The sequence below is a fragment of the Pseudorhodoplanes sp. genome, from assembly GCF_059499825.1.
The window spans coordinates 39,451-64,102 of the sequence record NZ_JCABZI010000008.1; the positions used below are offsets into that span (position 1 = coordinate 39,451).

The 24,652-nt window shown below is 57.4% G+C and carries 20 protein-coding genes, 1 tRNA gene and 1 pseudogene; 11 read left to right on the forward strand and 11 right to left on the reverse strand.

Translation table 11 applies throughout. The annotated features are described in order from the left end of the window. Nucleotides 1–701 precede the first annotated feature (701 nt). On the forward strand, nucleotides 702–1,559 hold the full coding sequence (locus AC5I5I_RS11335; protein WP_495972979.1) for an amidohydrolase family protein: 858 nt from the start codon (nucleotides 702–704) through the stop codon (nucleotides 1,557–1,559). 108 nt (nucleotides 1,560–1,667) lie between these two features. Then, a complete protein-coding gene (locus AC5I5I_RS11340) occupies nucleotides 1,668–2,684 on the forward strand; it encodes an amidohydrolase (RefSeq protein WP_495972981.1) in 1,017 nt (338 codons plus the stop codon). Between the two features lie 24 nt (nucleotides 2,685–2,708). Here the strand turns inward: AC5I5I_RS11340 and AC5I5I_RS11345 are convergent, their stop codons facing one another. Together AC5I5I_RS11345 and AC5I5I_RS11350 are read right to left on the reverse strand one after the other, a co-directional pair. Then, nucleotides 2,709–4,118 (reverse strand): FAD-binding oxidoreductase, encoded by a 1,410-nt coding sequence (locus AC5I5I_RS11345; RefSeq protein ID WP_495972983.1) that lies wholly within the window; start codon nucleotides 4,116–4,118, stop codon nucleotides 2,709–2,711. Between the two features lie 8 nt (nucleotides 4,119–4,126). Beyond that, nucleotides 4,127–5,116 carry an L-threonylcarbamoyladenylate synthase gene (locus tag AC5I5I_RS11350; protein WP_495972985.1) on the reverse strand — a complete coding sequence of 330 codons (990 nt, stop codon included), beginning with the start codon at nucleotides 5,114–5,116 and terminating at the stop codon, nucleotides 4,127–4,129. Between the two features lie 125 nt (nucleotides 5,117–5,241). On the opposite strand from AC5I5I_RS11350, the gene AC5I5I_RS11355 reads away from it, so the two are divergent. Then, nucleotides 5,242–5,318: transfer RNA gene (locus AC5I5I_RS11355), tRNA-Pro, on the forward strand. A gap of 361 nt (nucleotides 5,319–5,679) precedes the next feature. Beyond that, a complete protein-coding gene (locus AC5I5I_RS11360; RefSeq protein ID WP_495972987.1) occupies nucleotides 5,680–7,194 on the forward strand; it encodes a hypothetical protein in 1,515 nt (504 codons plus the stop codon). Here the strand turns inward: AC5I5I_RS11360 and AC5I5I_RS11365 are convergent. Beyond that, nucleotides 7,148–7,874: pseudogene (locus AC5I5I_RS11365) on the reverse strand (IS5 family transposase). The gene AC5I5I_RS11360 and the pseudogene AC5I5I_RS11365 sit on opposite strands and share 47 nt — an antisense overlap. Before the next feature lie 93 nt (nucleotides 7,875–7,967). Here AC5I5I_RS11365 and AC5I5I_RS11370 point away from each other — a divergent pair. Together AC5I5I_RS11370 and AC5I5I_RS11375 are read left to right on the forward strand one after the other, a co-directional pair. After that, nucleotides 7,968–8,498 (forward strand): hypothetical protein, encoded by a 531-nt coding sequence (locus AC5I5I_RS11370; protein ID WP_495972989.1) that lies wholly within the window; start codon nucleotides 7,968–7,970, stop codon nucleotides 8,496–8,498. Continuing rightward, nucleotides 8,464–8,988 carry a hypothetical protein gene (locus AC5I5I_RS11375; protein WP_495972991.1) on the forward strand — a complete coding sequence of 175 codons (525 nt, stop codon included), beginning with the start codon at nucleotides 8,464–8,466 and terminating at the stop codon, nucleotides 8,986–8,988. The genes AC5I5I_RS11370 and AC5I5I_RS11375 overlap by 35 nt, the downstream gene beginning before the upstream one ends. A 971-nt stretch (nucleotides 8,989–9,959) precedes the next feature. On the opposite strand, the gene AC5I5I_RS11380 is transcribed toward AC5I5I_RS11375, so the two are convergent. Next, nucleotides 9,960–10,415: a DUF421 domain-containing protein gene (locus AC5I5I_RS11380; protein ID WP_495972993.1), complete on the reverse strand. Its 456-nt coding sequence runs from the start codon at nucleotides 10,413–10,415 to the stop codon at nucleotides 9,960–9,962. A 500-nt stretch (nucleotides 10,416–10,915) separates the two neighbouring features. On the opposite strand from AC5I5I_RS11380, the gene AC5I5I_RS11385 reads away from it, so the two are divergent. From AC5I5I_RS11385 to AC5I5I_RS11395, 3 genes are all read left to right on the forward strand, one after another. Then, the gene (locus AC5I5I_RS11385) at nucleotides 10,916–11,275 is read left to right on the forward strand and encodes a hypothetical protein (RefSeq protein ID WP_495972995.1); all 360 of its coding nucleotides are present in this window, start codon (nucleotides 10,916–10,918) and stop codon (nucleotides 11,273–11,275) included. Nucleotides 11,276–11,637: 362 nt separating this feature from the next. Beyond that, nucleotides 11,638–11,937, forward strand: a complete 300-nt coding sequence (locus AC5I5I_RS11390; RefSeq protein ID WP_495972997.1) for a hypothetical protein — start codon at nucleotides 11,638–11,640, stop codon at nucleotides 11,935–11,937. A 69-nt stretch (nucleotides 11,938–12,006) separates the two neighbouring features. Continuing rightward, nucleotides 12,007–12,156 (forward strand): hypothetical protein, encoded by a 150-nt coding sequence (locus tag AC5I5I_RS11395; RefSeq protein WP_495972999.1) that lies wholly within the window; start codon nucleotides 12,007–12,009, stop codon nucleotides 12,154–12,156. A 957-nt stretch (nucleotides 12,157–13,113) separates the two neighbouring features. On the opposite strand, the gene AC5I5I_RS11400 is transcribed toward AC5I5I_RS11395, so the two are convergent. Then, nucleotides 13,114–13,614, reverse strand: coding sequence for an ATP-dependent DNA ligase (locus AC5I5I_RS11400; RefSeq protein WP_495973001.1), 501 nt, complete (start codon nucleotides 13,612–13,614; stop codon nucleotides 13,114–13,116). Nucleotides 13,615–13,729: 115 nt separating this feature from the next. Between AC5I5I_RS11400 and AC5I5I_RS11405 the strand changes: the two genes are divergently transcribed. Then, nucleotides 13,730–13,990 carry a hypothetical protein gene (locus AC5I5I_RS11405; RefSeq protein ID WP_495973003.1) on the forward strand — a complete coding sequence of 87 codons (261 nt, stop codon included), beginning with the start codon at nucleotides 13,730–13,732 and terminating at the stop codon, nucleotides 13,988–13,990. Nucleotides 13,991–14,801: 811 nt separating this feature from the next. Here the strand turns inward: AC5I5I_RS11405 and AC5I5I_RS11410 are convergent. The 5 genes from AC5I5I_RS11410 to AC5I5I_RS11430 form a co-directional block, all read right to left on the reverse strand. Further along, nucleotides 14,802–15,002 carry a hypothetical protein gene (locus tag AC5I5I_RS11410; RefSeq protein WP_495973005.1) on the reverse strand — a complete coding sequence of 67 codons (201 nt, stop codon included), beginning with the start codon at nucleotides 15,000–15,002 and terminating at the stop codon, nucleotides 14,802–14,804. A 1,328-nt stretch (nucleotides 15,003–16,330) separates the two neighbouring features. Next, nucleotides 16,331–16,552: a DUF6894 family protein gene (locus tag AC5I5I_RS11415; RefSeq protein WP_495973007.1), complete on the reverse strand. Its 222-nt coding sequence runs from the start codon at nucleotides 16,550–16,552 to the stop codon at nucleotides 16,331–16,333. A gap of 359 nt (nucleotides 16,553–16,911) precedes the next feature. Continuing rightward, nucleotides 16,912–17,142 (reverse strand): hypothetical protein, encoded by a 231-nt coding sequence (locus AC5I5I_RS11420; RefSeq protein WP_495973009.1) that lies wholly within the window; start codon nucleotides 17,140–17,142, stop codon nucleotides 16,912–16,914. Between the two features lie 591 nt (nucleotides 17,143–17,733). Continuing rightward, a complete protein-coding gene (locus AC5I5I_RS11425; RefSeq protein WP_495973011.1) occupies nucleotides 17,734–18,522 on the reverse strand; it encodes a response regulator in 789 nt (262 codons plus the stop codon). Then, complete coding sequence (locus AC5I5I_RS11430) at nucleotides 18,519–19,778, reverse strand: TadE/TadG family type IV pilus assembly protein (RefSeq protein ID WP_495973013.1); 1,260 nt, start codon at nucleotides 19,776–19,778, stop codon at nucleotides 18,519–18,521. The genes AC5I5I_RS11425 and AC5I5I_RS11430 overlap by 4 nt, the downstream gene beginning before the upstream one ends. A 178-nt stretch (nucleotides 19,779–19,956) precedes the next feature. Here AC5I5I_RS11430 and AC5I5I_RS11435 point away from each other — a divergent pair, with 178 nt between their 5' ends. Beyond that, a complete protein-coding gene (locus AC5I5I_RS11435) occupies nucleotides 19,957–23,502 on the forward strand; it encodes an EAL domain-containing protein (RefSeq protein WP_495973015.1) in 3,546 nt (1,181 codons plus the stop codon). Between the two features lie 387 nt (nucleotides 23,503–23,889). On the opposite strand, the gene AC5I5I_RS11440 is transcribed toward AC5I5I_RS11435, so the two are convergent. Next, a complete protein-coding gene (locus tag AC5I5I_RS11440) occupies nucleotides 23,890–24,078 on the reverse strand; it encodes a hypothetical protein (protein WP_495973017.1) in 189 nt (62 codons plus the stop codon). Nucleotides 24,079–24,652: the final 574 nt, after the last annotated feature.

Consider the following 24,652-nt stretch of genomic DNA (forward strand, 5'->3'; position numbering starts at 1 on the left):
AGCAAATCGAACTTTTCAAAGGTTAGAAGGTTCGCGCTATGATTGCAATCGTATAAAATACAATCAGAATTAAAAGTTGTGGGTCGCGTCCTTTCGAGGGCTGCGACCCCTGCAGCACTGTCCCCGGATTGACGAGGGAGGATCGGTCAGAGCGAGTTTTCTGGTGCTTCCGGACGTTTTACGGCGAAAGCGACACCGCTTTGGCGGCGCGGCCTTCGCGATGATCGCGTCGGCGCTCGGCGCGTGGTCATGGCCGGTGAATGCGGCTGGATGAAACGGCATCGCCGCCGCCGGTGTCGGCATCGCGAGGGGCGATTATGTTTCTTTGCGTCGTTTCGTTATCTCAGTCCGGTCCGCGCCACCATGCTGGGCAATGCCGAACCGCTGCTGAGTGTAGTGATGGCCGCGGTGGCTGGGTCCGGTGCAGTGGATCGGCGCCACCATGATCGGCGCCATCGTGCTGTTCGAAACGGCGGGTCGGCATGACGGTGCGGACAATGCGACATGAAGGGTGGCCGTAAATCTTCGCAAAGGCGCCGCCGCGGACAACCTACCAACCGATATTCGTCCATTGTGCACCGCACGTCGGAGCGAGATAGATTCTGTTATGGACAATTTCTCTGAGCGATGAGCCTTAACTCGTTTCGAGGCTCGATCATTCAGGCCAGTTTCACTATTCTCCCGAGTTGAAGGAGAGCCCAATGGTCCAGGACTTCCGCGCTCTGATTTTCTCAGCAACGCTGCTTTGTCCGCTGGCGGCGGCTGCGCAATCGGTCAGCCTGCAAGACGTTATGAACAACGCGGCGCCGTTGCCTCAGGCGACGATTTTTGTGGCGAAGCAGTTCATCACAATGGACCCGAAAATGCCACGTGCGGAAGCGGTGGCCGTGATCGCAGGCAAGATCGTCGCGGTGGGGAGCCGCGCCGAGCTCGAAAAGCTTGCCGGAACTCAAGCCTATCGGATCGATGAGACCTTCAAGGACAAGGTCGTAACCCCGGGCTTCATTGATCAGCACGTCCATCCGTTTCTGGCGGCGTTGACGATGATTACAACGTCAGTCATCTCGATAGAGGAATGGGATACCGTAACAGGATTTTCGCAAGCTGTTCGCGATCCGGAAAACTACCAGAAGCGTCTCAAGGAAGCGCTCGCTGCGTTCGACAAATCCAGGGGGGAGACGTTCACGTCGTGGGGCTATCACCACTACATGCACGGCGACCTCTCGCAACAAAGTCTCGACAAATTGGCTCCCGACTTTCCGGTCGTCATTTGGCACCGTTCAGGTCACGAGGTGTTCCTGAACTCCGCTGCTATGACGAAGTATGAGGTCGACAAGGCGTGGTTCGACACGTGGACGGCGTCTCAAAAAGCACAGAGCAATTTCGCCAAGGGACATTTTTTCGAGCAGGGCTGCATCAAGGTGCTTGAACGGGTGGCGCCCGCACTGGCCTCGGCCGAGAAATTTCGCGCCGGCCTCGAATACTCGAAGACCTATTATCATCGCAACGGGATCACGACAGCGGCGGAGCCCGGCGGATTCGTGCTCAAATCCATGTAGGACGCCATCAACGCCGCCTATGGCGATGATGCAACGCCGTTCAATCATTACTTCATCCCGGACGGAAAGACCTTCGCGGCAAAACATCTGAAGGATGGTCCGGACACGATGATCGCTGAAACGCGAAAGGTACTGAATTGGGGACAGGGACGCTCGCGCTGGCTGCCGCAACAGATCAAATTCCTGACCGATGGCGCCATTTTCAGCCAGCTCATGATGATGAAGGATGGCTATACCGATGGGCATCACGGCGCATGGATTATGGACCCGGATGTCTTCTCAGGCGCATTCCAAGCCTACTGGGACGCAGGGTACCAAATTCATGTCCACAATAACGGCGATGCCGGAATGGACGTTCTTGTCGCCAATCTCGAACGTGCAATGCGACGCAATCCTCGCTTCGACCATCGGACAACAATCGTACATTTCGGATTCGCGACACCGGAGCAGGTCAACAAGCTGAGCGCGCTTGGAGCAATCATCAGCGCGAATCCTTACTATGTCACTGCTCTGGCCGGCTTCTACGCCAAAGTCGGTATCGGCCCGCAACGTGCGCCCAATATGGTCCCGACGGGCGATGTCATGCGCAATGGCGGGATGTCGCTTTCATTGCACTCCGACATGCCGATGGCCCCGGCCAAGCCGCTGCAACTGATGTGGTCGGCAGTGAATCGGATCACGGCCGAGGGACCAGTTGCCGGTCCACAGCATAGGATAGATGTTGAGACCGCCCTGAAGGGCATAACAATCAACGCTGCTTATTCAATCCGGCTTGAGAACGAGATTGGCTCGATCGAATCTGGCAAACTGGCGAACTTTACCGTTCTGGACAGGAGTCCGTTCGAAACAGACCCTGCAGGACTGAAAGACATCAAGGTGTGGGGCACTGTGCTGGAGGGGCGGGTCCAGCCTGCGCCCGCTGAGAAAGCGCCTGCGCGCAAGGCCGGCGCCGATCATATGCCGGTTCCTGGTCGTTTGGTCGAGGCAACACGGCAGGCATCGCATAGCGCGCTGCCGGCATTTGCTTCTCAATCGTACATTCTGAGGGCCTCACGGCTCGCGCACGATTCTGGACGATGCAGCGACCACGGCGTTATCGCTCAGGCCTTGCTCTCGAAGCTTTAGACGGTCCGGTGTTATTCTGCCGGCCTACAAAACCTTCCCCGGATTGAGAATCCCGTTCGGGTCGAGCGTTGCCTTCAGCGTGCGCATCAACTCAATCGCCACGCGGTCCTTCACCAGCGGCAGCCGCGCGCGCTTGGCGATACCGATGCCGTGTTCGGCCGAGATCGAGCCGCCGTATTTTGCAACCACGCCGAACACCGCGTCCTGGATGTCGTCCTCGCGCGCCATGAAGGCGGCCTTGTCCATGCCGGCCGGCTGCGTGATGTTGTAATGGATGTTGCCGTCGCCGACATGACCGAACGGCATCGGCCGCGCGCCCGGCACCACCGCGATCGCCGCTGCATTGGCCTCAGCGATGAAGGCGGGGATCGCCGCGACCGGGATCGAGATGTCGTGCTTGATCGACGCGCCCTCGCGCTTCTGCACCTCGCCGGCTTCCTCGCGGATGCGCCACATCGCCTTCGCCTGCTCCAGCGTCTGCGCGATCGCGCCGTCGTCGATCAGCGCCCGTTCGACGCCCGCTTCGAAGATCGCCTCGACCAGGTCGCGCAAGCCGCTTTCGGCCTGCGATGACAATTCCATCAACACATAATAGGGGTGCGGCGCGTCGAGCGGATCGCGCGTGCCGTCGATGAAACGTACCGCGAGTTCGACATTCATCCGCGTCATCAGTTCGAAGCTCGTGACCTGCGAACCGGCGCGCGCATAGGCCAAGCCTAAGAGATCGACCCCTGCCTGCACCGACGGTACGCCGAACACCGCAAGCTCGACCGACCGCGGCCGCGGCACGAGGCGCAACACCGCTGCGGTGATGATGCCGAGCGTGCCTTCGGCGCCGATGAACAGGTTCTTCAGGTCGTAGCCGGTATTGTCCTTCTTCAGCTTGTTGAGATTGTTCAGCACGCGGCCGTCGGCCAGCACCACTTCGAGGCCGAGCGCATGCGCGCGCGCGACGCCATGCGCGATCGCCGCGGTGCCGCCGGCATTGGTCGAGAGATTGCCGCCGATGGTGCAGGTGCCCTCCGAGGGAAGAAGTTGCGGATAGAGCCGGTCGACGTCGGCTGCCGCTTCGCGCGCCCGCTGCAAGGTGACGCCGGCTTCCGCCGTCAGCGTGTTGGTAACCGGATCGACCTCGCGGATTCTGGTCATGCGGTTGAGCGAGAGAATGATCTCGCCGTTGAGCGCAACTTGCCCGCCGACCAATCCGGTATTGCCGCCCTGCGGCACGATCGCCGTGCGTGTGTCGTTCGCGAGCTTCAGGATCGCCGCGACCTGTTCGGTGGTCTCGGGCCGCAGGATCAGCGGCGAGTGGCCCGGCCAGCGGTCGCGCTGCTCGTGCAGATAGGCGGCCTGCACGTCCGGATCGGTGATGGCGAATTTCTCGCCGACGATCTCGGTGAACTTCGTGATCAGGTCTTTATCCGGCGTGAGCATGCGCACTTCTACGAGGATGACGGGGGGATATCTTTCGGGGCGGCCGCGCGGCGCAGCCGGTCGTTGATCGCTTCGCCCAAACCGGCAGAAGGAATCCGCATAACGCAGATGGTCGGCGCGAACATGGCGTCCAAACTGCGGAGATGGCCAAACAAATTGGCGGCGGCTTCCGCCAGATCGCCACTTTCGGAGAGATTGAGGGTCGCCGCGGCGCCGGGCAGCGGCGCGCCGAAGGCGAGCAGCGCCTCGCCGGGGTCGACACGGGTCGCGTCCAGGCGGAGCCGCGTCCGCGGTGCGTAATGGCTCTCCAGCATGCCTGGCGCGAGCGGGGTTTCGTCCGTTGTTTCAACGGGTTGGGCGAGGTCGCGGCCAAGCGCGGCGGCGATGCGTTCGCGCGACAGCCCGCCCGGGCGCAGGATCATGGGCTGATCGAGGCAGGCCACGATGGTGGATTCGATGCCGACCGGCGCGGGTCCGCCGTCCACGATCAGGTCGACCTTTTCGTCAAGGTCTTCAAGCACATGCGCGGCCGTCGTGGGCGAGACATGTCCGGATACATTGGCGGACGGCGCCACGATTGGTCTGCCGAAGGCGCGCAGGATCTCGCGCGCAAGCGCATGATCCGGCACGCGAATCGCGATTGTATCGAGGCCCGCGGTAGCGAGTTCGGACACAGGGCAATCGGGCTGGCGTGGCAGCACCAGCGTCAGCGGTCCCGGCCAGAATGCGGCCGCCAGACGCTCCGCATCGGCGTTGAAAACCGCGAGTTTGCGTGCGGATTGAAGGTCCGGCACATGCGCGATCAGCGGATTGAAGGATGGTCTGCCCTTGGCCTCGTAAAGGCGCGCGACGGCCTGTCCGTTGGTGGCGTCGGCGCCCAGGCCGTAGACCGTCTCGGTCGGGAACGCCACCAGTCCGCCGCGCGACAGGCACTCCGCCGCGGCCTGCGCCGATCCCGGCACGGCCTCGATCAGACGCGTTTTCAAGCGGACATGCATGCGGGGGTTCTTAGCCGCTTTTTGCCGGATTTGCGCGTCCCGGCGGCGGAAACATTTACGAAAAATAGCCGGCCGCATTGCCTTGCGGCGCGGGCATGGCGTCGTTATAAGACCGGCCTTCAAGTCGGAGTGTAGCGCAGCCTGGTAGCGCACCTCGTTCGGGACGAGGGGGTCGCAGGTTCGAATCCTGCCACTCCGACCATAAAACATGGGGTTTCCCGCACCCCGTCCGCTCACCGGGACAGTTATCGGGACAGTTACGGCACGGCTATTGTCATTCAACACGGCGATGGCAGTTTCCAGATCGGTTTGGCCGAGTGCGTCTTGCGTGGTCCGACCCCTGCGGTTGCAATGCAATCCAACGCGGCCAGCGAGCCCCCTGTTGCAACAACTTCATGCGGCTATGATGCAGGGCGCGGGGCGTGATCTCGGCCGCGTTAATAGCGCGAAACTTGTCTGGAGGCCGCGTTCGGTCCGGTGTCCATGTGGTCGCTCGCGACCCACGAGCGAAGACGCGGAGCGACCGCTCTCTAAGCGTTTGGGTCGACGGCGATACAATCCGAGTGCACTCGCATCGCGGCTGGGATTGGCGAGAAGCGAAATCGTATGTCTACCAACAGCTGGGACTACCGGCATGGAAGCCGAAAGGCCGCGCCGCGCTGAAGTGGAAGGCTCCCTTCGAGGCGCGCTGTCAATTTCTGGTTGAGGGTCTGCGCATTGTCCGCCATCGGCGCCGCATTAGCGGCCGCCAGTTCGGACTGATCGTCAACGACTTACGCAACGTGTGCCAAGACTCCGAGCTCGAGCGCCGAGCGCTGGCATATGCCCGCGAGTTTTGCATTGCATCAGACGATCTGCGGGCCGCGCTTCAGGCGTCGTGGCGCGCCTATACTGCTGACGAAAGGGCAGCGATTTGGAAAACCACTTACGTGGAATATCGCGTCCTCGGGCTGCGCCGTTCCGGCTGCGCTGAACTGGGCGTGCTCGAGCGACGGCGGCTGACGAAAGAGCGCGGCAACGCCAAGAAGCGCGCGGATCGGGTTGCAAAGCGCCGTCTCGCGGGCGAATGCGACCTGGCGCGGGAGAACGGAGAGATTTTCGGCCCCAATTGTCGCGAACGTTCTGGACTGGAGCGGTCGCCTGAGGACCCGGCGGTCGTGGTCATAGGCCCCATCCGCCGGGACACTCACGAGGCCCACCTAATTCAGGACCCGGTAAGTGAACCTCGGACCGCCCGCACGGCAGCTCCTGTTAGCCGAATGAAGGGCGGAGACAGTAAGAAGCCAAGTTTGAAGAAGGTGGAGATAACACTCCTAAGAAATATAGACTCAAACAAACAACCTCCTGTCTTAGGAGGAGCAGTCAGTGGTTCCGGTGGAGGATACCCAACGCTGCTGAAGTTCAGGGACTTCACGCTCGCGGATTGGAGCCACCCGAGAGACATCGAGCGCTACGTGGTCGTCGCCGAGGCGATAAGTGCGAGCTCGTTGTCGTTTTGCAGTAGTAGCGCGCCGAGTATTGCCATGCCGGACAAGCAAGACCCCAACCGCAATCCGTACAGGTTAGCAAATAAAGGGACAGCAATGATTGAGAAAGCCAGCAGAACAAAAGATTTTTTCATCTCGATAAAAGTTCCAGACTTATCGTTGAATGACCCGTTCTTTGAGATCTGGCTGCGAGCAGCGAAGAATATGCAGACGCTGTGGCTGAATCTATGCGACGACAAAGGTTTTGCTCATCAAGTCGACAGACTTCGTAGCTATCAGGAGCCAGATTTTAGCCTGGCCGCCATGGATTTAATCTCAAAACTTGAGACAATATCCGGCTGTAGGCAAAAGCACGTGAAGATATGTCTCGCAGACTCGTTCGCTGAGGAGCTCACGATAATGAATTTAGTGGGATTTCTCGAACAAAAGCGCGGACTTTATGAGTTCACCGTACCGGGTGCGATTACATCCCAAGCGGTAAAAACAGCCTGTTTAGTTCTTGCTGCGACCCAAGACGACGAATTCGACCTGCATCCTGAATATATCATATTTGGGACCGCGGTAGCAGCGAAGGGCAAGTACAGAAACTAGGGTCGCGACTCATCCACCATACGAGTGCGGCGGCGAGGCATACAGAAGCGAGGTAATTTCGCGCCAGCCTGTCGTAGCGGGTTGCGATCCGCCTGAAGTCCTTCAACCTGTTGAACGCACTTTCGATGCGCCAGCGTAGTTTGTATAGACGCTTGCTGAATCTGAATGGTTTTTTCCTGTTGCAGCGATTTGGAATGACCGGCTTGGTCCGCGCCTATCCAAGCCGTCACGCAATTCGGCACTGTCGTAAGCCTTGTCGCCGAGCATCCGCTTTGCCGGCGTTACACGTCGGATCAGGCGCTCTGCGACCGGGCAATCGTGTGCTTCGCCTCCAGTCAAGAGGATGGCGAGCGTCCCTTAGCATCTGCAAGTGCATGGATCTGCGTGTTGCGTCCGCCTCGCGAGCGACCAATAGCCTGTTTCTGCTGCCCCCTTTTTCGCCCGACGCCGAGCGATGCGCTTTAACATGCGTCGAGTCGATCATCTTCGTGTCGCTGCAGCGCGCGCATCGCCGGGCCATATTCCGGCGGGCAATCGCACCAGCGGCAGCCACTTTTCAGGACATGCACGATCCCGCTGATGACGCGGCGATCGTTGTATCCTCGGGATGGAAGCTTTGGTTCGCTGGAACCACCCGTGCAGCATGAAGGGTCGGCATCGCGGCCGAGCTCGGCGACGATGCGATCGAAGATGTACATTGGGCAGATCCTGAAACGCTTAGCCTCCTTGCGGCGATCACACGCACCACAACGACGAGCAGGACGGTCCTGGTCATGACCACTCGCATCGACGGCGATCCGCTTGATGCGCACTGGCGCAACGCCGCCGGCGGAACGCTGATCACAGTTGACCTCTCTCCCCTGTCACCCGCCGACGCGCGATCAATCGCGCGTCGCATCATCGACATGGGCACATTCGCCGACCAGTGCGTCGAGCGCGTCGTTGGCAACCCGCTGTTCCTCGAGCAATTGCTGAGAGGCGGCCGCGATCTAACCGACGGGCGGCTCCCAGCATCCGTTCAGAGCGTCGTTTTGGCCCGTACGGACCTTCTTTCCGCCCAAGACCGCCGTGCCATCCAAGCGGCTTCAGTGCTCGGCCAGCGCTTCAGCCTCGCGCATCTCAGGGCTCTACTCCGGGCGCCGCAGTACGATTGCGACACTTTAGTGCGGAATGTCCTTTTACGCCCCACGCGAGACGGTCTGCAGTTCGCCCACGCGCTGATCCGGACGGCGTATACGGCTCGCTTACAAATGCTCGAAAGCGAGAGTTGTGCATGGTGCTGCTTCGGCAATCTTTGTCGCTGATCCCGTCCTGCGATCCGAACATCTTGACCGTGCCGGCGATCCCGAAGCGGCAGCTGCCTATCTTGCAGCGGCCAAGGCACAGGCGAACCTGTTCCGCCAGGATCAGGCCATAGCCTCTGCTGCACGCGGCCTGCTGCTCGCGACCAAGGCAACCGACACATTCAAACTTGCTACGTCGGGCGAAGCACTGCTCGAACGGGGGGCCGTCGGCCATAACCACTTCTGGTTCCGGCGTTATGCCATCGAGCGAGCGCTACTTTTCGAGGACTGGAAAGAGGTCACAAGGCAAGCTGACGCACTGCTTGCTCGCGCATCCGAGGAGCCACCAGCTTATGCTACCATTGTCGCTGAGCGTGGCCGCTGTCTAGCCCGTCGCGGACGAGGTGAAGCCACGGACATAGACGAAGAAAAGCTTAGGCTTCTCGCCGCGACCGCCGACGAAGCCGGCTTGCGCATCGAAGCGCTGAGTCGCGCGTTGCGGAGGATCTAGCGATTTCACCGGAAGGCAAGATCAATGTTCGGTTTGGGCATGTCGACGCCATAATCCCAACGATATCAATCCCGCAATTTGCTCCGAGTTGCCCCCGCTAACCCGCGATGTTTCTGCGAAGTGCGGAGGCCGCCGCTCCAAAAAACGATTCACAATCAGTGACTTAAGAGAACCGTACTAAATCCGCAAAGTCGGACGGTTCGGAGAGAAACGGGCGAAGAGAGAGAATTTCGGGCTCCGTCGTACGTCCTGCAGTGCGGAGGTTTGTGTCCGAAGCCCGCGGTTATTGGCCAGCGCGCCAAAAACTGGCGGAGAATGTTGGTCGCGGACGACCTGGCGGAGGGAGAGGAACTGGGATCCAACACTCTCTGAATTTGCACTTTTAAACTCTGCACGAGCGAGGGAACCCGAATTCCAACCGAGCCCTTGCTCTTGAAAAGTTGCAGCGACAATACGAACTCGTAGCAGAACGGCTAGGGAGGCTGGGCGGCGAATTAGAAGACGCAAAAAAGCAGACTAAGCGAGATAGCTGCAATTCGACGCGCACTTTCCAGCCCCGACCAACGGCTGGAGGAGTATCACAGACGCGCAATTGACTTCTGAAAAGTGCGTTAGACGATACGCTGAAATGTACGATCTCATGCTGCAGTCTAGGACGGACGCAATTAAAACCATGGGACGGATTTAATTTTTGTGGCGTAAACGCATCCCCAGTTTCGTATCAAGCATCTTCCAAGTCGGAATTTACAAAGGGCGTTTCAAATAACGCAATCAGGCCAAGAGCCCAAAGAGAAACAAGCAATCCAATAGTCATGGACCCGTCTCCCAACAAAAGCGTCTGGTTGCTAAATAGAAGCGCGCCTTGCTATTCCGTTCCATCAAGAAATGCGTCGGGCTGACACTGCTCTGGCACGTGTTATCAGTTAAATAAAGCTCGATAGCCGCCGCAGCTCGAAAGAATTCTCTGGCGCTTACTTGGGCCTTGATCGAGGCTTTAGAGAAACACTTATCGTGCCGTCGCTTTCAAGAACAACCATTGAAGCGTCTGCAACGGTTAGGCCGCCGCTTGAGCGAATTGCGCTTAGTGCCTCCGATTCAGTTATCCTTTCGCGTCGCATTGTTATCGTGCAGCAAACGCCATCTTTAATTAATAGGGAGGGTTCAGATCGTACAATGCCTGCGAACGTTGGCGACCTGACTGAGATAAACGTCACGACGTACTGCATTGCGATTAGGACAGCCATTGCAAGGGCTCCTTCAAACAACGCAATCGACTGCTGCAGGAGCGTGGCCGATAATGTAGATCCAAGCGCGACCGTCACTACCAGGTCAAAGGCGTTCTGCTTTGCAAGCGTTCGCTTTCCAGAAATTCGTAAGAAGCAGACAAGGGCGATGTACGCAATGTCGCCTACAAAGAGGGTTCGCACGATGCCTCGTAAGTCTTAAAATAACATGCTGTTCAAATCAACCATCGCGGCGGCCTCATTCGGATTTCAAAAGGTTTTCTTGTGCCTCAGGCCCCGTTGTGGACTGTCCAGTGACTGCGGCGACGTCACTAGATAAATTACCTTCCGCTTGATTAGCGTGCGCCTTGTCCTCGGGATCTGGCTGGACTTCGTGTCGGCGCGAGGTTGGCTTTATTTCCACTGAACCGGAGTATCCTGGCTTGCCTTGGACGAAATCTATGGGAACGCCGCTCGGAAACACTACTTCGCGCGCGGGATCTGGAAGGCTGATGCCTGCTGTGACAAGCGCGGTCTTCGTCTGCCTCAGAAGCGCTGAGTTGATGCGGTTTGGGGCATAAATAGAACTATCGAACCAATAATTCGCGCGCAGGTTTTGAGTAGTTGGCCCCAACTCCTCAAGTAACACCAGCGGTTCGGGGGAAGTCTTTACTGCGGATGATACTCGGACCCTCACGGTTCGTGTGCCGATTGCGATCCGCAGGCGCGGCGGTCGGAAACTCGTCCTCGCGCCCGACGGTGCCGAGGTGACTGCCGTCCCCATGACTCGGCATGTCGACAACGCCATCGTCAAGGCTATCGCCCGGGCGTTCCGCTGGCGCGACATGCTGGAGAGCGGTGAGTACGTTGCCGTTCGCGAGATTGCTAATGCCGAGAAGATCAACGAGTCCTACGTGGGTCGGGTCCTGCGACTGACGCTGCTGGCGCCGGATATTATCGAGGCGATACTGGGTGGACGACAACCGGCAGGACTGCAATTGGATGGGCAAAAACGTGGACGAAAGTCCGAATCCTCGACGGTTAAATGTCACGCGTTCCAGTAGCCCGTCGCAGCTTTATGAGGGTGCCGCTTTGAATGGTTCGGTTCGAGCCATTGGCCTCGACTCCACGTCAAAGCTTGCACAGATGCATGAACAAATCTGCAGTATTCTTCAGCGCGAGTCAGCGCAACGTTGCGCATCGTCGTGCGTTCCAGCCGTCAGGGACGACAAGAATGCACGGAGTGATGCAATGCGAAACTTACTTCTTTCCGCGGTGTTCGCTGCGGCTGCGAGCCTCGCGACGCCCGCCAACGCATTCACGTTGCCGGGCGGTGGCGGGCTAAACGGTATGATTGAAGACGTTGGACACGTCGATAACGTTCAGGTCTTCGTTTATCTCGGACGACCGTACTGTTTCTACTTGGATGGCTGGCAAGGCCCGGGATGGTACCGCTGCGGTTTTGCCTGGCGCAGTGGATACGGATGGGGCGGCTTCTATGGTTGGAATAACTGGTATCATCCGCGTTACCATGCACGTTTCCATCGCCGCCATCTCCGTCATGACCGACGCGACGTGCGCCGCGACTTCCGTCAGGAGCGGAGACAGGATCGTCGCGATGTGCGGCGTGAATTCCGAGATGACCGTCGCGACGTGGGACGTGAGTTCCGGCAAGACCGTCAAGGGGTCCGGACAGATCGGCAAGGGCGTCAAGAACGGCAGTTGAACCGGATGGGTGGGGAGTCACGCGGCACTGTCGGTGCCGGGCCTCGTGGCGGCGACTTCCGCGGAAGTGGTGAGATGCGCGGAGGCGGCGGCGGTAATCCCGCGGCGGTCGGCGGCGGCCGTGGTGGTGGCGGCGGTGGCCAAGGCGGTGGTGGCCGCGGCGGCGGAGGTGGCCAAGGCGGCGGCGATGGTGGCGGTAGAGGCGGCAATCGCTAGCTAACTTGGAGATGCGCGGCATATCGTGCTGCGCATCTTCTTTCACATTGGCAGCATCACCCGCGGCTCCGGAATTTTGGCCCCGACCGGCTAGCGGTCGCCTTTATCGCCGTAGCCCGACTTCACTTTCTTCTTAGCTTTCTTACGACGATCCTGCCTTTAGGGAAGTCCCGAGGTTATCGGAATCTTGGAAGCGGCCCTTCTTCCCACGACGAAAAAAGCGCGCGTCACTTTGGTGTCGAATGAGTGCGCGCTTAGCGGCGCGCTTCTTTGCCTTCTTGGCCTTCTTTGCCATCGCGCTAACCGATTCTCAGCGGGCTATGTTAAAAGCCGAGCACTCGCTCTGTTTCAGCCGTTTGGGGTTCGTCAGCTTGACGTCCAGAACCTTGGCCCGGGCGACCACTGAACTGTTCCGGCGCTTCAGCCTGACCGCGAGACGCTGGACACTGACGGTCGGTCCGAACTCTCTGATGACCTGGTCTTCGTCTTCACTCCAGCTGCGCTTTATCACAGCTTCCCACCTGCTATGCGTTTCTCGGCATCGTCCTGTATCGCGGAGTCGCTGATTTCAGTGCCACGCACGCGGACCTCAGTGTTTCCACACCTGCATTCAAAGGTCTGGATTTCACCTGAGCTTGTCCCCTGCCTGCGTATGCAATGCGCATTTGAACCGCAAACAGTGCAAACAACAGGTGCGATAGAAGGCGCGTCGGGAAAGAAAAATGATCTTGATGACGGCATGCGCTCCTCCTTGTTTTGGGTGGGAGCACAACTGGTCTCTCTGCCGCCGATAGTTGCCCGGGGCTGTTCGGCGATGTTGGACTAACGCACCACGCAAGCGCGGTGTCCGTGTGAAAAGACATGAAGGCTTGTTTATTTTCGGCAGGCAGCAACTCGCTCAATTTTTGTCTTTCGAAAGCTTCCCGTACGCGCGCAATCGACGGATTGGGGTTTTTGGTTTTCACCCAGATCTTGGAGATGCCTTTTTCATAAGGTGAATCCAGGCGCTTGGAGACGATACCCTCCAGTCCCATCGTACAGGCGTGCTTGAATATCTTAGGTCCATCGCCAGCCATATGGTCCACGAACTCGATTTTCCCATGCAATACGTTTCGGAGCTTCGCCTTCCTCTTGAGTAAGGCTCCTTACGTAAATCGATCCCGTTCAGCTCCAGCATATCGAAGGCGCAAAGAACGGCATCACGCGAGCCATCCCACAGTTTCTCGAAATCTTCTCGTCCGTTGGTGAAGCACATCGCCGCCCCGTCGAGAGTGATGGATCTGACCTTTAGCGAGCCGACGGCCGAGACGATCCTTGGGAAGCGCCCGGTGTAATCATTGCCCTGTTTTGTGAATACGGAGATGCCGCCATCCCTGCGGACGAGCACGCGGAAACCGTCGAGCTTAATCTCGTGCACCCATTTCTCACCGGTGGGGGTTACTTCACGCGGGTCGGAATACACGACATCGTCGCCATATAGCGGCGGCCAAAAAGCCTTTCAATATTGCTTTTTTCGCATTTTGTTCGCGTTGGAATCCCGGCCCTTGCGCCCCACTTATCAGAGAGTGGAGTTGAGTATGCCGAGTATTGTTCCTGACCAGGAAAGCCCGCTTTATTTCGTGCTGTGCGACTACGGCCCGTACATCGGACGGGCTTATTACGAGGCCGACCCTGACAAATCCGACCGCGCGACGGTTATCGGTTGGCTTGTGCACGGCCAATACGAAAACCCCCAAAGAGTCATTGAGGTCGATATCAGCGCGGGAACTTCGCGCGACGTAACCCTTGAGATTTTCGAGGAAGTCGAGGAACAGCGGACCTTGGCTGAAAGTTATTAGCCGAGGCTCAAAGACCTCCTCCGGAGGCAAGGGAGACCCCTGGAGCCTGAAGCCCGGTCGAAAGGCCGGGCTTTAATTTAGCGGGAAAACAGGCGAAAGCTCATCATCCACAAACCGGTATGCGCTCACGGCCTTACTTTTGCACCGGGAACAGATGAGCCTCTTGGTCACCTTTACCAGGCTCTCGTCGGGCCGGAATCCGATCTCGACCAAGTCGTCTTCCGACATGGTGGTGTGGTGATTGCAGCTGAGACACGACACCGCGACGCGACGCATACAAACAACCCGAAAAGAAAAGGCCGGGCGTACATCCGGCCCGGCCTTCAGCGCGGTCACCGGACAAGGGCATTAGCGACCGCGCGCATTTACAAGCTTCAATTCGCTTGCTCGTTCCTTCTTCGCTGCCCTTTTCGCGCCCTTGTCCGAACGCGCCGAGAACTCCCGCACGTAAACGGTTCCATCCTTGTCCTTTCGAGTGAGCAGGTACTTCGGCATACCCGCGCAACACCGGAAAAGCGGGCAGGTTCCCTTTTAGAACGTGTTGATGTCAGCCCGGACGGGGCTGATATTCGTCTGCGCCCGACGGGCTGACACGTCCGGTCGCCGACCTGTGTGCTGTCAGACCGGAAGCGGAGGGCGGCGCAACGCGCGAGCATTTCTCCAATGGCGACGGTCGGAGCATGAGTGTGAGGGTGCCGATTGTAGGAGGCGCGGCGGTCGGAAATTGGTGTTCGCTCCGGACGGCGCCGAAGTCACTGCAGCGCCCGTTACACGGCATGTCGATAACGCTTTGGTGCGGGCGGCTTGCTTTTCAATCAGGTTCTCTGGTGAGGCGCAAAGCAGATTCGCGCTTCTGGATATGCTCGCGATATGAGCTTATGGAGCGGTTGGCGAGGCGCTGGACGTCCTTTTCGCCTTCACGATTCAACCGCAGAATTTCCCTTGCGAGAAACGCTGTGGCGTCGCCCGTCGAAATGTCGGAACGATGGTGCATAAGCTGCGCAAGCTGCATCTCCGCCAAGTCCTGCGCGTGCTTTAAGTGTTCCCTGTCTCTACGAAAGAACCGATACATGGCTGCACCCATGCGTAACGTGCACTAAGCGCGCCCGAGGGGTGGCGCTAAACGACTATAATCTTTGTTCGCTTTCCACGGCCTTTCCCCTTTGAGCGATAGACCTGCTCAAGTGGCTGAGGTCGAGCAATGCTGGCACTAAATAGGGCGCAGGAAGGCGTTGGAGAGGTGTTCGCGCGGGGTGGCAGGTTCTCGATGTACGCCCTTATTGATGCTCGCATCTCTTCCATTGCGTCTGGAGAAATATACGGGCGGAAAGTGCTGGTTTGCTGCGGGGCCAGACCTGGCATCGGCTGTCTCCACTGATATAAACAGAATAGGAGAGGCGGCCCCTCAACCTGACCGGCCAAGGGGCCGGGAAAGCGTCGTTGCGGCTTTCCGTCGCCGCAGTCAAGACGCGCAAGTCAGTACAACGTTCCGGTGCCGGTGCAACTTATCTTTCAGGCAAGTTATTTCGTGCCGTCACTCTAAGATGCTTGATTTCTCACAAGCCTTTGCAGCTCTTTATCCCAAGTGAATCTGAGACCGCACGGCCTGCACCAAAATCCTCTGATCGACGCCCCCGACCTATCGGCTTGCGGCAGGAGTCCGAGCTGAGCTCCGCATTGAGGGCAAGGCGGCGGCCAGTCGGGCGTTGGCTCAAAATGTTGCGTCATGCGAAAGGCTCGGCCTAAGGAGATCCGCTCCTATAAAAGCCCGCCCCGCAGTGCCACGGGTGCCGGGGGGGCGACGCATGACATTCGGAGCGAGCAGCGACGGTGGGCGTCGCCGTTGAATTGACGTCGAGATGGTGACAACGTTCCGCCACAAAATTTGAGCCGCTCCGTCTCAGAGCGAGGGGGAGAGAGCCCGCCCTGCCACTCCGGCAAGGAGTTGTGAAGTCCGGGCAGGACGGGCAGCGACGGATGAGAAACGCCGCCAGCCTAGCGAACACCGACTGCGATTGGATGTTCCCGCGCCAGTTTCAGCGCTTGCGCGGCCGACATGCCGGGTCTCTCTCCGCAGGTCCAAGCCGCGCAACCGGGGCAGTTGCCAAACCAAGACGCTTCAGCCGGTTTAAAACCGAAGCTCTGGACCGCTTGAACCGCACGGTAAGACGCTGAAGGCTGATGCCTCTATCTATCGCGCGTTTAAGCGTCTCGTCCTCTTCGGGGTCCACGACTTATTCAATGCAAAACCTCGAAAGACTCTGCACCAGAATATCGCACAGCATAGGGCCGCCGCCGAGCATTTGATTCTTGCTAGACTTACTTGGCGTAAAACGTAACTTAGCAGCGACGGACTTCGATCGTCATGCTTGCACTGCAAACTACTCGCTCGCCGTCGCGGACGTCGATGGACACATGACTATGCCCAGACATAATGGTTTCCGCCGAGACTGACGCAAGGGTTTTCCTGGCTTCGCGCACGGCGGCGGCAAAACCGTCGAGTTCGATTCCTTCATCGTCAATAGCCATCGTGCCGTTGCGGATATCGAAATAGAATTTCATTGACGCAGCTTAGGTGGCCCGACGCCTCAGCGCATTTAACTTTCACACATTTGAGCGTCGAAGGCGCTGGTCGAGACTTAGGCGCGAAAAGTCGCCACGCGCACGATATGCGATCAAGGAGCAGGGTGACGAACCCGGATTTCCGATGAACTTATTAAACGGCAATATGAAGCCCGCCCCAGCGAAGAACGGAGAGCACCGAGCCGGGACGGGCAGCGACAACGCAGCCAGCACTCTCGCCAAGCGAAGCTTAGCAACAGACTGAGCAACGGAGAGCACCGCTTTTCGACGATAGAGTTCGCCGACCCGCGGAAGAGCAGCTCGAGACAGAGAGTACTTTCGTAAATCGCCTAAATCGCCTAGATCGCCAAGTCGAAGCGGTTCTGCATTCCCAATTTAGTTGCTAAGACAGCTCTCTTACACGACGGGTCTATGACGGTACCGCTGTTACTGAACTCCGCATCCCAGTTGGCTGGCCCACCAGCGCATTCAAATACTTTGGTAGCTTCGACGCCGGCGCACTCTTTGCGACGGCGCATTGCTTCGTTGAGTGCGAGTTTCAGTTCTGCGGCTGGCAGTGCGGTCTTCATGCTCCACCCGTTGCGTTTCAGCCGAATTCAAAGCTTGAGATGTTTCAAGGTTCCGCCTCTCGCGGGAGTGCTCGCGAGCATCGCCGAAATAAGAGCGGGCGCTTCAGTGCGCCAAGCTCATCAGTCGATGCAAAAAGCCTTAAAATACCAACGTCGCAGTTCGCTTTCAGATTCTCCCGCTTCCCCGAAATAATCATTCAAAGTCTTGAGGTTGTTACCTCCAAAAAATCATAAAAATCAATAACTTACGAGAACCGTACTAAACACGCGGAGTCGGAAGGTTTGGAGAGAAACGGGCGAATAGAGAGGATCTTGAGCTCCGACACGGTCAGCGCAGTGCGGAGGTTAGATCGCCAAACCCGCCATTATTGGGCTTTTGAGCACGGCGAGAACGGCGCGGAGAATGTTGGTCGTGGCGCAACTGGCGGAGGGAGAGGAACTGGGATCCAACATTCTCTGAGTGCCTCGGAGGAGGGAGAGGAACTAAGGCCCCCTTCTCTGCATACCCTGGTGAGGCCAATCAGGAGCCGTTGCTCAGGCTCCGTCACCAGAATCCACTCCCCCTCGTCGGTGCGTTTTGGTCGCCTCAGGCTATGCGCTTTTTGAATCCCTTCCCGGCAGAAGACAAGCGCGCGGATCGATTGAACCACCCGGCAGGCTATGCGCGAAGAGTCCCGAAGATGTACTCAGCAGGTCTCTTCCAATATTGCCGATCTGCTTCGAGCTTGCAACGTATTGCTCCTTTGATAGATCACTCAGAGGTGCGGCCATAAGATCAGAAAGGCCGACGATCGAGTTGAGCGATGTGTCAACCTCGAGCCGAAGAGCGGTTAGGAGACTATAATTGACGTGAGAGTGGTGCTGTGCTCGGTCACGGGCGGCTCGCATTTCTCTCTCAACCTCTGTCGCGCGGAGGACGTATTTGATTTGGTAACTCAGTAGGCGCCAATTGACAGGCTTCACTGCAAAAGAAGTTGCGCCAACCTCAAAAGCGAGGTCAATCGAAGATATGTCTTCGCGCCCGGTCACCATGATGACCGGCATAAAGCGAGTTGAGTCGTTTATTCGTATCCGTTTGACGAGTTCATATCCGTTCAGCCGCGGCATTTCTATATCGATAAGCGCGATATCGAAGTTTTCTGCCTCGAGAGCGTCCCATGCAGTTTCGCCATCTTCGAAGGCGACAACCGTGGCGCTTGGCGTCGCGAGATGGACCGCGGCAAACTCTCGGAAGATTGGGTCGTCGTCCGCTACGAGGATTCGAGCGTCGGCGTCGATTACGAAGTGCCACTCACGATCGTTGGGCCCAAGAGGTTGATTCATCGCGGGCTCTTCGTGCTGATGTGAGTGATCTTCGGGAATCGGGGTCGCGTCAGTCATTGCCTTAGATGCACTTTGTTTCCCACGGGGCCCAAGCCAGGTGGGACCGGTACGTCGGAACGTTCGTAATTGGAGTTAACCACTAGATTCGGACCAGAATGGAGCTTTATACGTTTAGCGACAATGACGGTGTAAGCGGACTGATCAGCAACGCGATCATTTGCGTGCACTATGAAGTTCCCTCTTGGGATATAGATGGTCCCCAGGAGTTTTCGCGTAAAGTTGCTGCTGATCGCAAAATTCCCGTCAATAGGATTATTGCGGTCCTCAAAGATCAGTAGGCCGGCCATAGGGCCGTCTTTCGGAGCAGACAGGCTAACCTTTGCTGCGCCGGTAAACGTGAGAGTGGAGCTCGCCCCAGTGAAGAAAAGTCCGACGTCCTCCCCCGTCAGTGTGCCATTGGCTTGGACGAGAAGAGGTCCGTTTTTGAAGGCATAAACTCCAGGCATCAATTTCACGCTGCCGCCTGCCCCAACCGTCAACCCACCACAGTAGGTTCCGGGCGTGAGAGTCTCAGAAGAACCCTTTATCACGAGTGAGGTTGCCTTGCATGGTCCAACGGACGGCGGCGGTCTGGAGGCTAGGGGGTCCTTCACCGGGGGGCAGTCCAGAATTGGCTTAGGTGCGTAGTTGCTTTCTCCGCCCACCTTTCCTCCGCCGCTGCACGTAAGTTGAGCTTTGATGAGAGATCCTCCCTCAGAGACCAAGCCTGCTTTGTCTCGTGAGTTTGAGTAAACGCCGCAATCGTTTGCGGTAAGTTTTGAGTGCCCTTTAAGGCTAACTGTGGAACTGGAGTCAGGGTGCAGGCCCAATACACATATCTTCTTCGGCGTACTGTTCACCTTTGCAACAGCCAGAACAGAAACATCCGATGGACCGGCTCCGGTGATGCCGCCGAAAAATGAGCGAGCCTGCTGTGTAACGACCACTCTGACCCCGAAGCCGCCATCCGTGAGCGTGACGCTGACGGCAGCGCTGCTTCTGGTCACCGGGTCGAGGTTGCCTTCTGATACGCGCTTTGCGATCGCGACGACCGCACTGGTGCGCGCTCCGCCAAGCGTCAATTCGGTCGCTCCGGCCAACGCGCCCGCGTCAGCGGCACTTTGAAGCGCGCCTTTGAGGCGGGTCGCTAAGCCATAATCGATGGCAGCGCCAACAGCGCCGATCAGGACGGGTAGGGACAAAGCGAACGCAATAACTGTATTGCCACCTCTGTCGCGTGCAAGCTCTGGTACGCAATGCCAGAACAGCTTCATGGATTAGCTCCGTGCTAGCATTTAGCATCATTAAAAACACAACGCATTTGCTCTTGTGTTACCCTGTTGCGATAAAGAACAATCATCGGTTAATGAATTCGAAACCGTTTTGAAGGCGAGCACCGCATCGCCTGGCTGGACTAGCGATTAGTTCATCGATCCTCGCTAGAAGAGCGATATGTGGCGGGCATGGCAGATGAAGCGGGGCTCTATATCTAGAAAACTACAGAGCTTGGTGTTCGTCTCTGTAGGTTTGGGATTGCTGGCGGCCTTGGTGCTCCTTCTGTACCAGGAAACCTACAGCTATATTCAACAGAAGCATGAGTACCTATTTTCAGTCGCGAAGGTCCTCGCGTCCGCTAGTGCATCGTCGGTAGCAACAGAAGATCGCGAGGGTGCGGCGGCCGCGATTAAAGCTATCGGTCGCCTCGACCGCGTTCTGCACGCCCGGATCGAAACATCACGGGGGCTATTAGCGGATTTCGGATTTGCTGTTCAGTTGGAAAGTGATTCTGCCATTAGGTCCGCCGGACAGACTCCGCCACTATGGGCTCTTCTAAGTAGTCGTACTATGGAGGTGACTGTTCCCGTAGTCCACGGCGGAGAGTACGTAGGCTCGCTAAGCGTAGTTGGTGATACGTCTGATCTGTATCAACAGCTGTTCGACACACTCAAGTGGGTGATGCTGGCGGGAGCTATCGCGGTGGCTGTCGGTCTCATTGTTGCGGGCCGCTTACAGCGGTCAATTACGCTGCCGCTGCGCGGTGTTCTGCATGCAATTTCTGAGATACGCCAGCAGCGGGCGTTTTCACATCGAGTGGGCGTCGTCTCGGATGGCGAAACAGGCGCGCTAGTGGATAGCTTTAACGCGATGTTGTGTGAGATCGCTGATCGCGACGAACGCATCACCCTTCATCTGCACAGTCTTGAGAGAGAGGTAGCTGACCGAACTGAAGATTTTCGCAGGGCAAGAGATGAGGCCGAACGGGCCAATGCTGCGAAGTCGGACTTTCTGGCCACGATGAGCCATGAGATCAGAACTCCGATGAACGGCATCATGGTCATGGCGGAGTTGTTGGCCCGTAGCGCGCTTCCTCCAAGAGAGCAACGTTTCGCCAATGTAATAGCTAACTCAGGGCATAGCCTCCTCTCTATCATAAATGACGTACTTGATCTTTCAAAGATCGAGGCAGGCAAGATCGAGCTTGAGGCGCTGGAATTGGATCCAGCTCAACTTGTTGATGAAACAATGTGTCTTTTCGCGGAGCGCGCAAGGGCGAAAGGCCTGGACCTGGCGGCGTATGTTTCACCCACCGTGCCTAAGTTCATCAGAGGCGATCCCGTGCGGATTAATCAGGTCCTCGGAAACCTCGTTAATAATGCATTGAAATTTACAGAAACCGGGCACGTCCTTGTAAGTGTTACCCTTGATCATCATCCCGAAAGGTTGCGAGTTTCGGTTGCTGATTCTGGCATTGGAATTCGCCAGGAAAGTCTTGAAGCCGTTTTCGGCGCTTTCTCCCAGGCAGACCAGTCGACGACCCGTCGTTACGGAGGCACAGGACTGGGACTACCGATTTCTAAGAGACTGGTGCAAGCGATGGGCGGAGAGCTGACCGTCTCAAGTGAAGAAGGGCAAGGCTCAAACTTCTCTTTTACAGTGGCGATAGCCGGAGATGCGTTGGCTCGTGATTGGCCCCGGTTCGTCGCTTCTAATCAGCCACGCAAAGCGTGCGTGCTGCTTGAGGGGCCGGCATCGCGGACAGCCCTCAGTCGATATTTGGTCGACACTGGCTTTGAGGTGACAGTTGAAGGCGCTGAACCCACACTAGATCTGAGTGAATTCGAGTTGTGTGTGACTGAGGCCAGTAGAGCATTTACAGTGAGCACAGGTCGCAATGTTGTCCTGTTATCGGACCTTGGTCAGTCCCAGCCTGCGAAAGAATTGGGCGAGAACGCTATACTAATCGACAAGCCGGTTCAGTACACTCAGGTGAAATCTGTTTTGCGGGATGTTGCTTCAGGGCGCCGGCCGGCAATTTCGAGCGAGGAGCACTTTCCTCTCAAGCAGGACAAGCCGCCGATCTTCAACAAGGCTCGTGTTCTCGTAGCAGATGACAGCGCTGTAAATCGAGAGGTCGCTTTGGAGGCGCTATCCGGGCTCGGGATCGAGGCAGAGGCAGTTGAGAACGGCCTTCAGGCGCTCGCTGCGGTACAACATGGGCATTACGACGCAGTTTTGATGGATGGCAGCATGCCGGAAATGGATGGTTTCGAGGCCTGCCGACAAATTCGCGAACATGAAAAGCGGGCCGGAATTGGAAGAACTCCAGTTCTTGCGTTCACGGCTCACGTTATAGGTATTCCTGCCAACGAATGGCGTGAGGCGGGAATGGATGGGATCATAACAAAACCTTTCACGATGAGGACCTTAGCTGACGGCCTCTCTGCCGTCTTAAAGAAGTTCCCCGTGGTAACCGCGGGCGGGCTCCAGCGGAAACAGGACGCTGAGGGATCGAAGGGGCTCTTGGGGTCGACGGAAGCAGAGACGCCTTTGCTTGATCGAAACGTAGTCGTTGAACTGCGATCGTTGGCTACTTCCGGTCGGCCGGGTTTCGTGGAGCGAGTCTGCTCTCTCTACATAGAGCACGCTCCCAAAGCTCTGACGGCGCTTCTCGATTCGATCAGCAGTGGCGATGCATTGGCGATAGGACGCGCTGCTCATGCGCTGAAATCGATGAGCTTTAATTTAGGCGCACGTCGCATTATTTTGCACGCTGGTGAGATCGAAAAGCTCGCGCGAAGCCACATTGACGTCTCTAAGGAGGCGGCCGCAACCCTCGCAACCGACCTCGAGCTGACGCTTGAGGCAGTCCACCGGCTTATGTCCGACATTGGTGCGCCGGAAATCGAAGACAAAGCTGTTGTCCTTAGCGATGGGCTTCAACAATTCCAGGGGGAGGAGCGAGAGATAGCTGTTCAGCTTTCAACTGCAATTGAAAAAGGGGAACTATATAACCTGTATCAGCCGATCGTCGATCGCCACGAAAGAACGATAGGTGTGGAAACGTTGGTGCGGTGGAGAACACCAACCGGCTCAATACCGCCGGGGGTCTTTATACCCATTGCTGAAAAAGCAGGGTTGATAGTCCGGCTTGGTGAGAGAGTTCTAATGCAAGCGTGCCGGGATGCGATCGAATGGCCGGGTTTGCTTTTAGCCGTGAATGTGTCCCCGGTGCAGCTTCAAAGGGCAGAATTCGCAAGCGAGGTAATCCGTAGCTTGGGTATTACGAATTTTCCTGCTCGTCGGCTGGAACTTGAAATAACCGAGACGGCTGTAGTGGAGAATGAAAAGACAGCACGCCGCGCGATAGCGGCTTTGCGTGAGGCCGGCGTCAAATTTTCGCTCGATGATTTTGGTACTGGTTTCTCAAGTTTGACACATCTACGTCAGCTTCCAATCGACAAAATCAAGATCGACAGAAGCTTCATTTCGAGCGTTGAGTCCAACATCGAGTCAGCCGCTATCGTCCATGCGGTGATCAGCGTCGGACGAGCGCTTGGTAAGAAAATAGTGGCGGAAGGTGTTGAGACTGGGGGACAAGCAAGGTTCGTATCAGCCGCCGGTGTGCACGGACTTCAAGGTTACTACTTTGCGAAGCCGATGACTGCTGACGCAGTTACTTTGAGACTTGCTGCCGAGGCAATCCGGACCGGTACATAGCGTGTGACCCCCCTCCAAACAATCACTCAAGCGGCAATATCATTCCTTAATTCTTGTGAGCTGGATTTTAGCATCTAACGGACGTCGTTGAGCCCGCTCAAAATAGGTCTCTTTGGTTCTGTCTTGCAATTTGCGCGGTGAAAAGCGATGCCACGAACATACATTGGCTTCAGCGTCTCTCGGCCTCCCTCAGGTTGTTGGCTAAGAGAGGAGCCGATCGCATAACACGCGCTCGTTGTCACGAATGTGGATTATCTACAAACGTTTGCCAGCGAGGATTGTCTCGGCCGCTGCTCATGCCAGCGCCACACCCTGATCTGCATGGCAGAATAAGACAAGAGCGCGGGTGAACGGATTGAAATTTACATGCGCTGGCGCATGCCTGATCTATGTAGTATTCTTATTGGCCGCCTCAAAACGCTTGATCAGGGTTTGACCCTCCCAAAGCTCGAGATCGTGATCGTTTGAAAATGACGGCGCCCGATGGATCGCTTCCTCAATCGTGGCTGCATCAAAGTCGTGCGCGCGAAGGAAATTACCGTAGCGGCCGACGATATAAACCCGAAAGACCGGCATGGCCCATCCCCCAAATCCCGGAGCTAGCGAATAGCTCGTGGCACCGGCTGTCAATATCCGCGTCCCGTCTTCCGTACGGTATCGGTATTGAAAAAGGCCCGCGAACCGCGGGGACAAGGGCGTCTCGGCCAACGGTCTCGCAAGTGCGGGGCAAAATCTGCGCGTCGTTCGGAAGGGTCATGAGCGGTTGCGGCGAGCATTTCCCCAATCCGGCGTGTTTCAGTTGCGGGGGGCGGGGGCCTTTGTCCACACGGTTTCACCTTCGCCGATCTTGCGCATGGCGCAGCGCGACCAACCCCAGGTTAAAGGCCTTTGTTGGCTTTTAGAGCCGCATCGATTGCGCTGGCGCCAATCGGGGCTACTGACGGGAGTGGCGACAAAGAAACGAACTTTCACCACGAGGTGCCCTATGGGGCAGGATGCGTTATCTTTTCCGCTCTCCTAGGCCCGCCACATTACTTACGGAAACGCGATGCGCAGCGCGCCAATGAACTGACCCGTGAAACTCGCGAAGTAGCGGGCCGTGGCGAAGCGGTGGTAGCCGAGGCAGTTAGCGCCATGGCTGGCATTGAGC

Excerpts from the sequence above, each read along its gene's own strand:
- AC5I5I_RS11405 (WP_495973003.1), top strand. The coding sequence starts at position 13,730 with ATGCCGAGTATTGTTCCTGACCAGGAAAGCCCGCTTTATTTCGTGCTG.
- AC5I5I_RS11345 (WP_495972983.1), bottom strand. The coding sequence starts at position 4,118 with ATGCTCACGCCGGATAAAGACCTGATCACGAAGTTCACCGAGATCGTC.
- AC5I5I_RS11425 (WP_495973011.1), bottom strand. The coding sequence starts at position 18,522 with ATGACTGACGCGACCCCGATTCCCGAAGATCACTCACATCAGCACGAA.
- AC5I5I_RS11435 (WP_495973015.1), top strand. The coding sequence starts at position 19,957 with ATGTGGCGGGCATGGCAGATGAAGCGGGGCTCTATATCTAGAAAACTA.
- AC5I5I_RS11350 (WP_495972985.1), bottom strand. The coding sequence starts at position 5,116 with ATGCATGTCCGCTTGAAAACGCGTCTGATCGAGGCCGTGCCGGGATCG.
- AC5I5I_RS11340 (WP_495972981.1), top strand. The coding sequence starts at position 1,668 with ATGATCGCTGAAACGCGAAAGGTACTGAATTGGGGACAGGGACGCTCG.
- AC5I5I_RS11410 (WP_495973005.1), bottom strand. The coding sequence starts at position 15,002 with ATGCAGCTTGCGCAGCTTATGCACCATCGTTCCGACATTTCGACGGGC.
- AC5I5I_RS11420 (WP_495973009.1), bottom strand. The coding sequence starts at position 17,142 with ATGAAGACCGCACTGCCAGCCGCAGAACTGAAACTCGCACTCAACGAA.
- AC5I5I_RS11390 (WP_495972997.1), top strand. The coding sequence starts at position 11,638 with ATGGCTGGCAAGGCCCGGGATGGTACCGCTGCGGTTTTGCCTGGCGCA.
- AC5I5I_RS11335 (WP_495972979.1), top strand. The coding sequence starts at position 702 with ATGGTCCAGGACTTCCGCGCTCTGATTTTCTCAGCAACGCTGCTTTGT.
- AC5I5I_RS11370 (WP_495972989.1), top strand. The coding sequence starts at position 7,968 with ATGACCACTCGCATCGACGGCGATCCGCTTGATGCGCACTGGCGCAAC.
- AC5I5I_RS11440 (WP_495973017.1), bottom strand. The coding sequence starts at position 24,078 with ATGCCGGTCTTTCGGGTTTATATCGTCGGCCGCTACGGTAATTTCCTT.
- AC5I5I_RS11415 (WP_495973007.1), bottom strand. The coding sequence starts at position 16,552 with ATGAAATTCTATTTCGATATCCGCAACGGCACGATGGCTATTGACGAT.
- AC5I5I_RS11430 (WP_495973013.1), bottom strand. The coding sequence starts at position 19,778 with ATGAAGCTGTTCTGGCATTGCGTACCAGAGCTTGCACGCGACAGAGGT.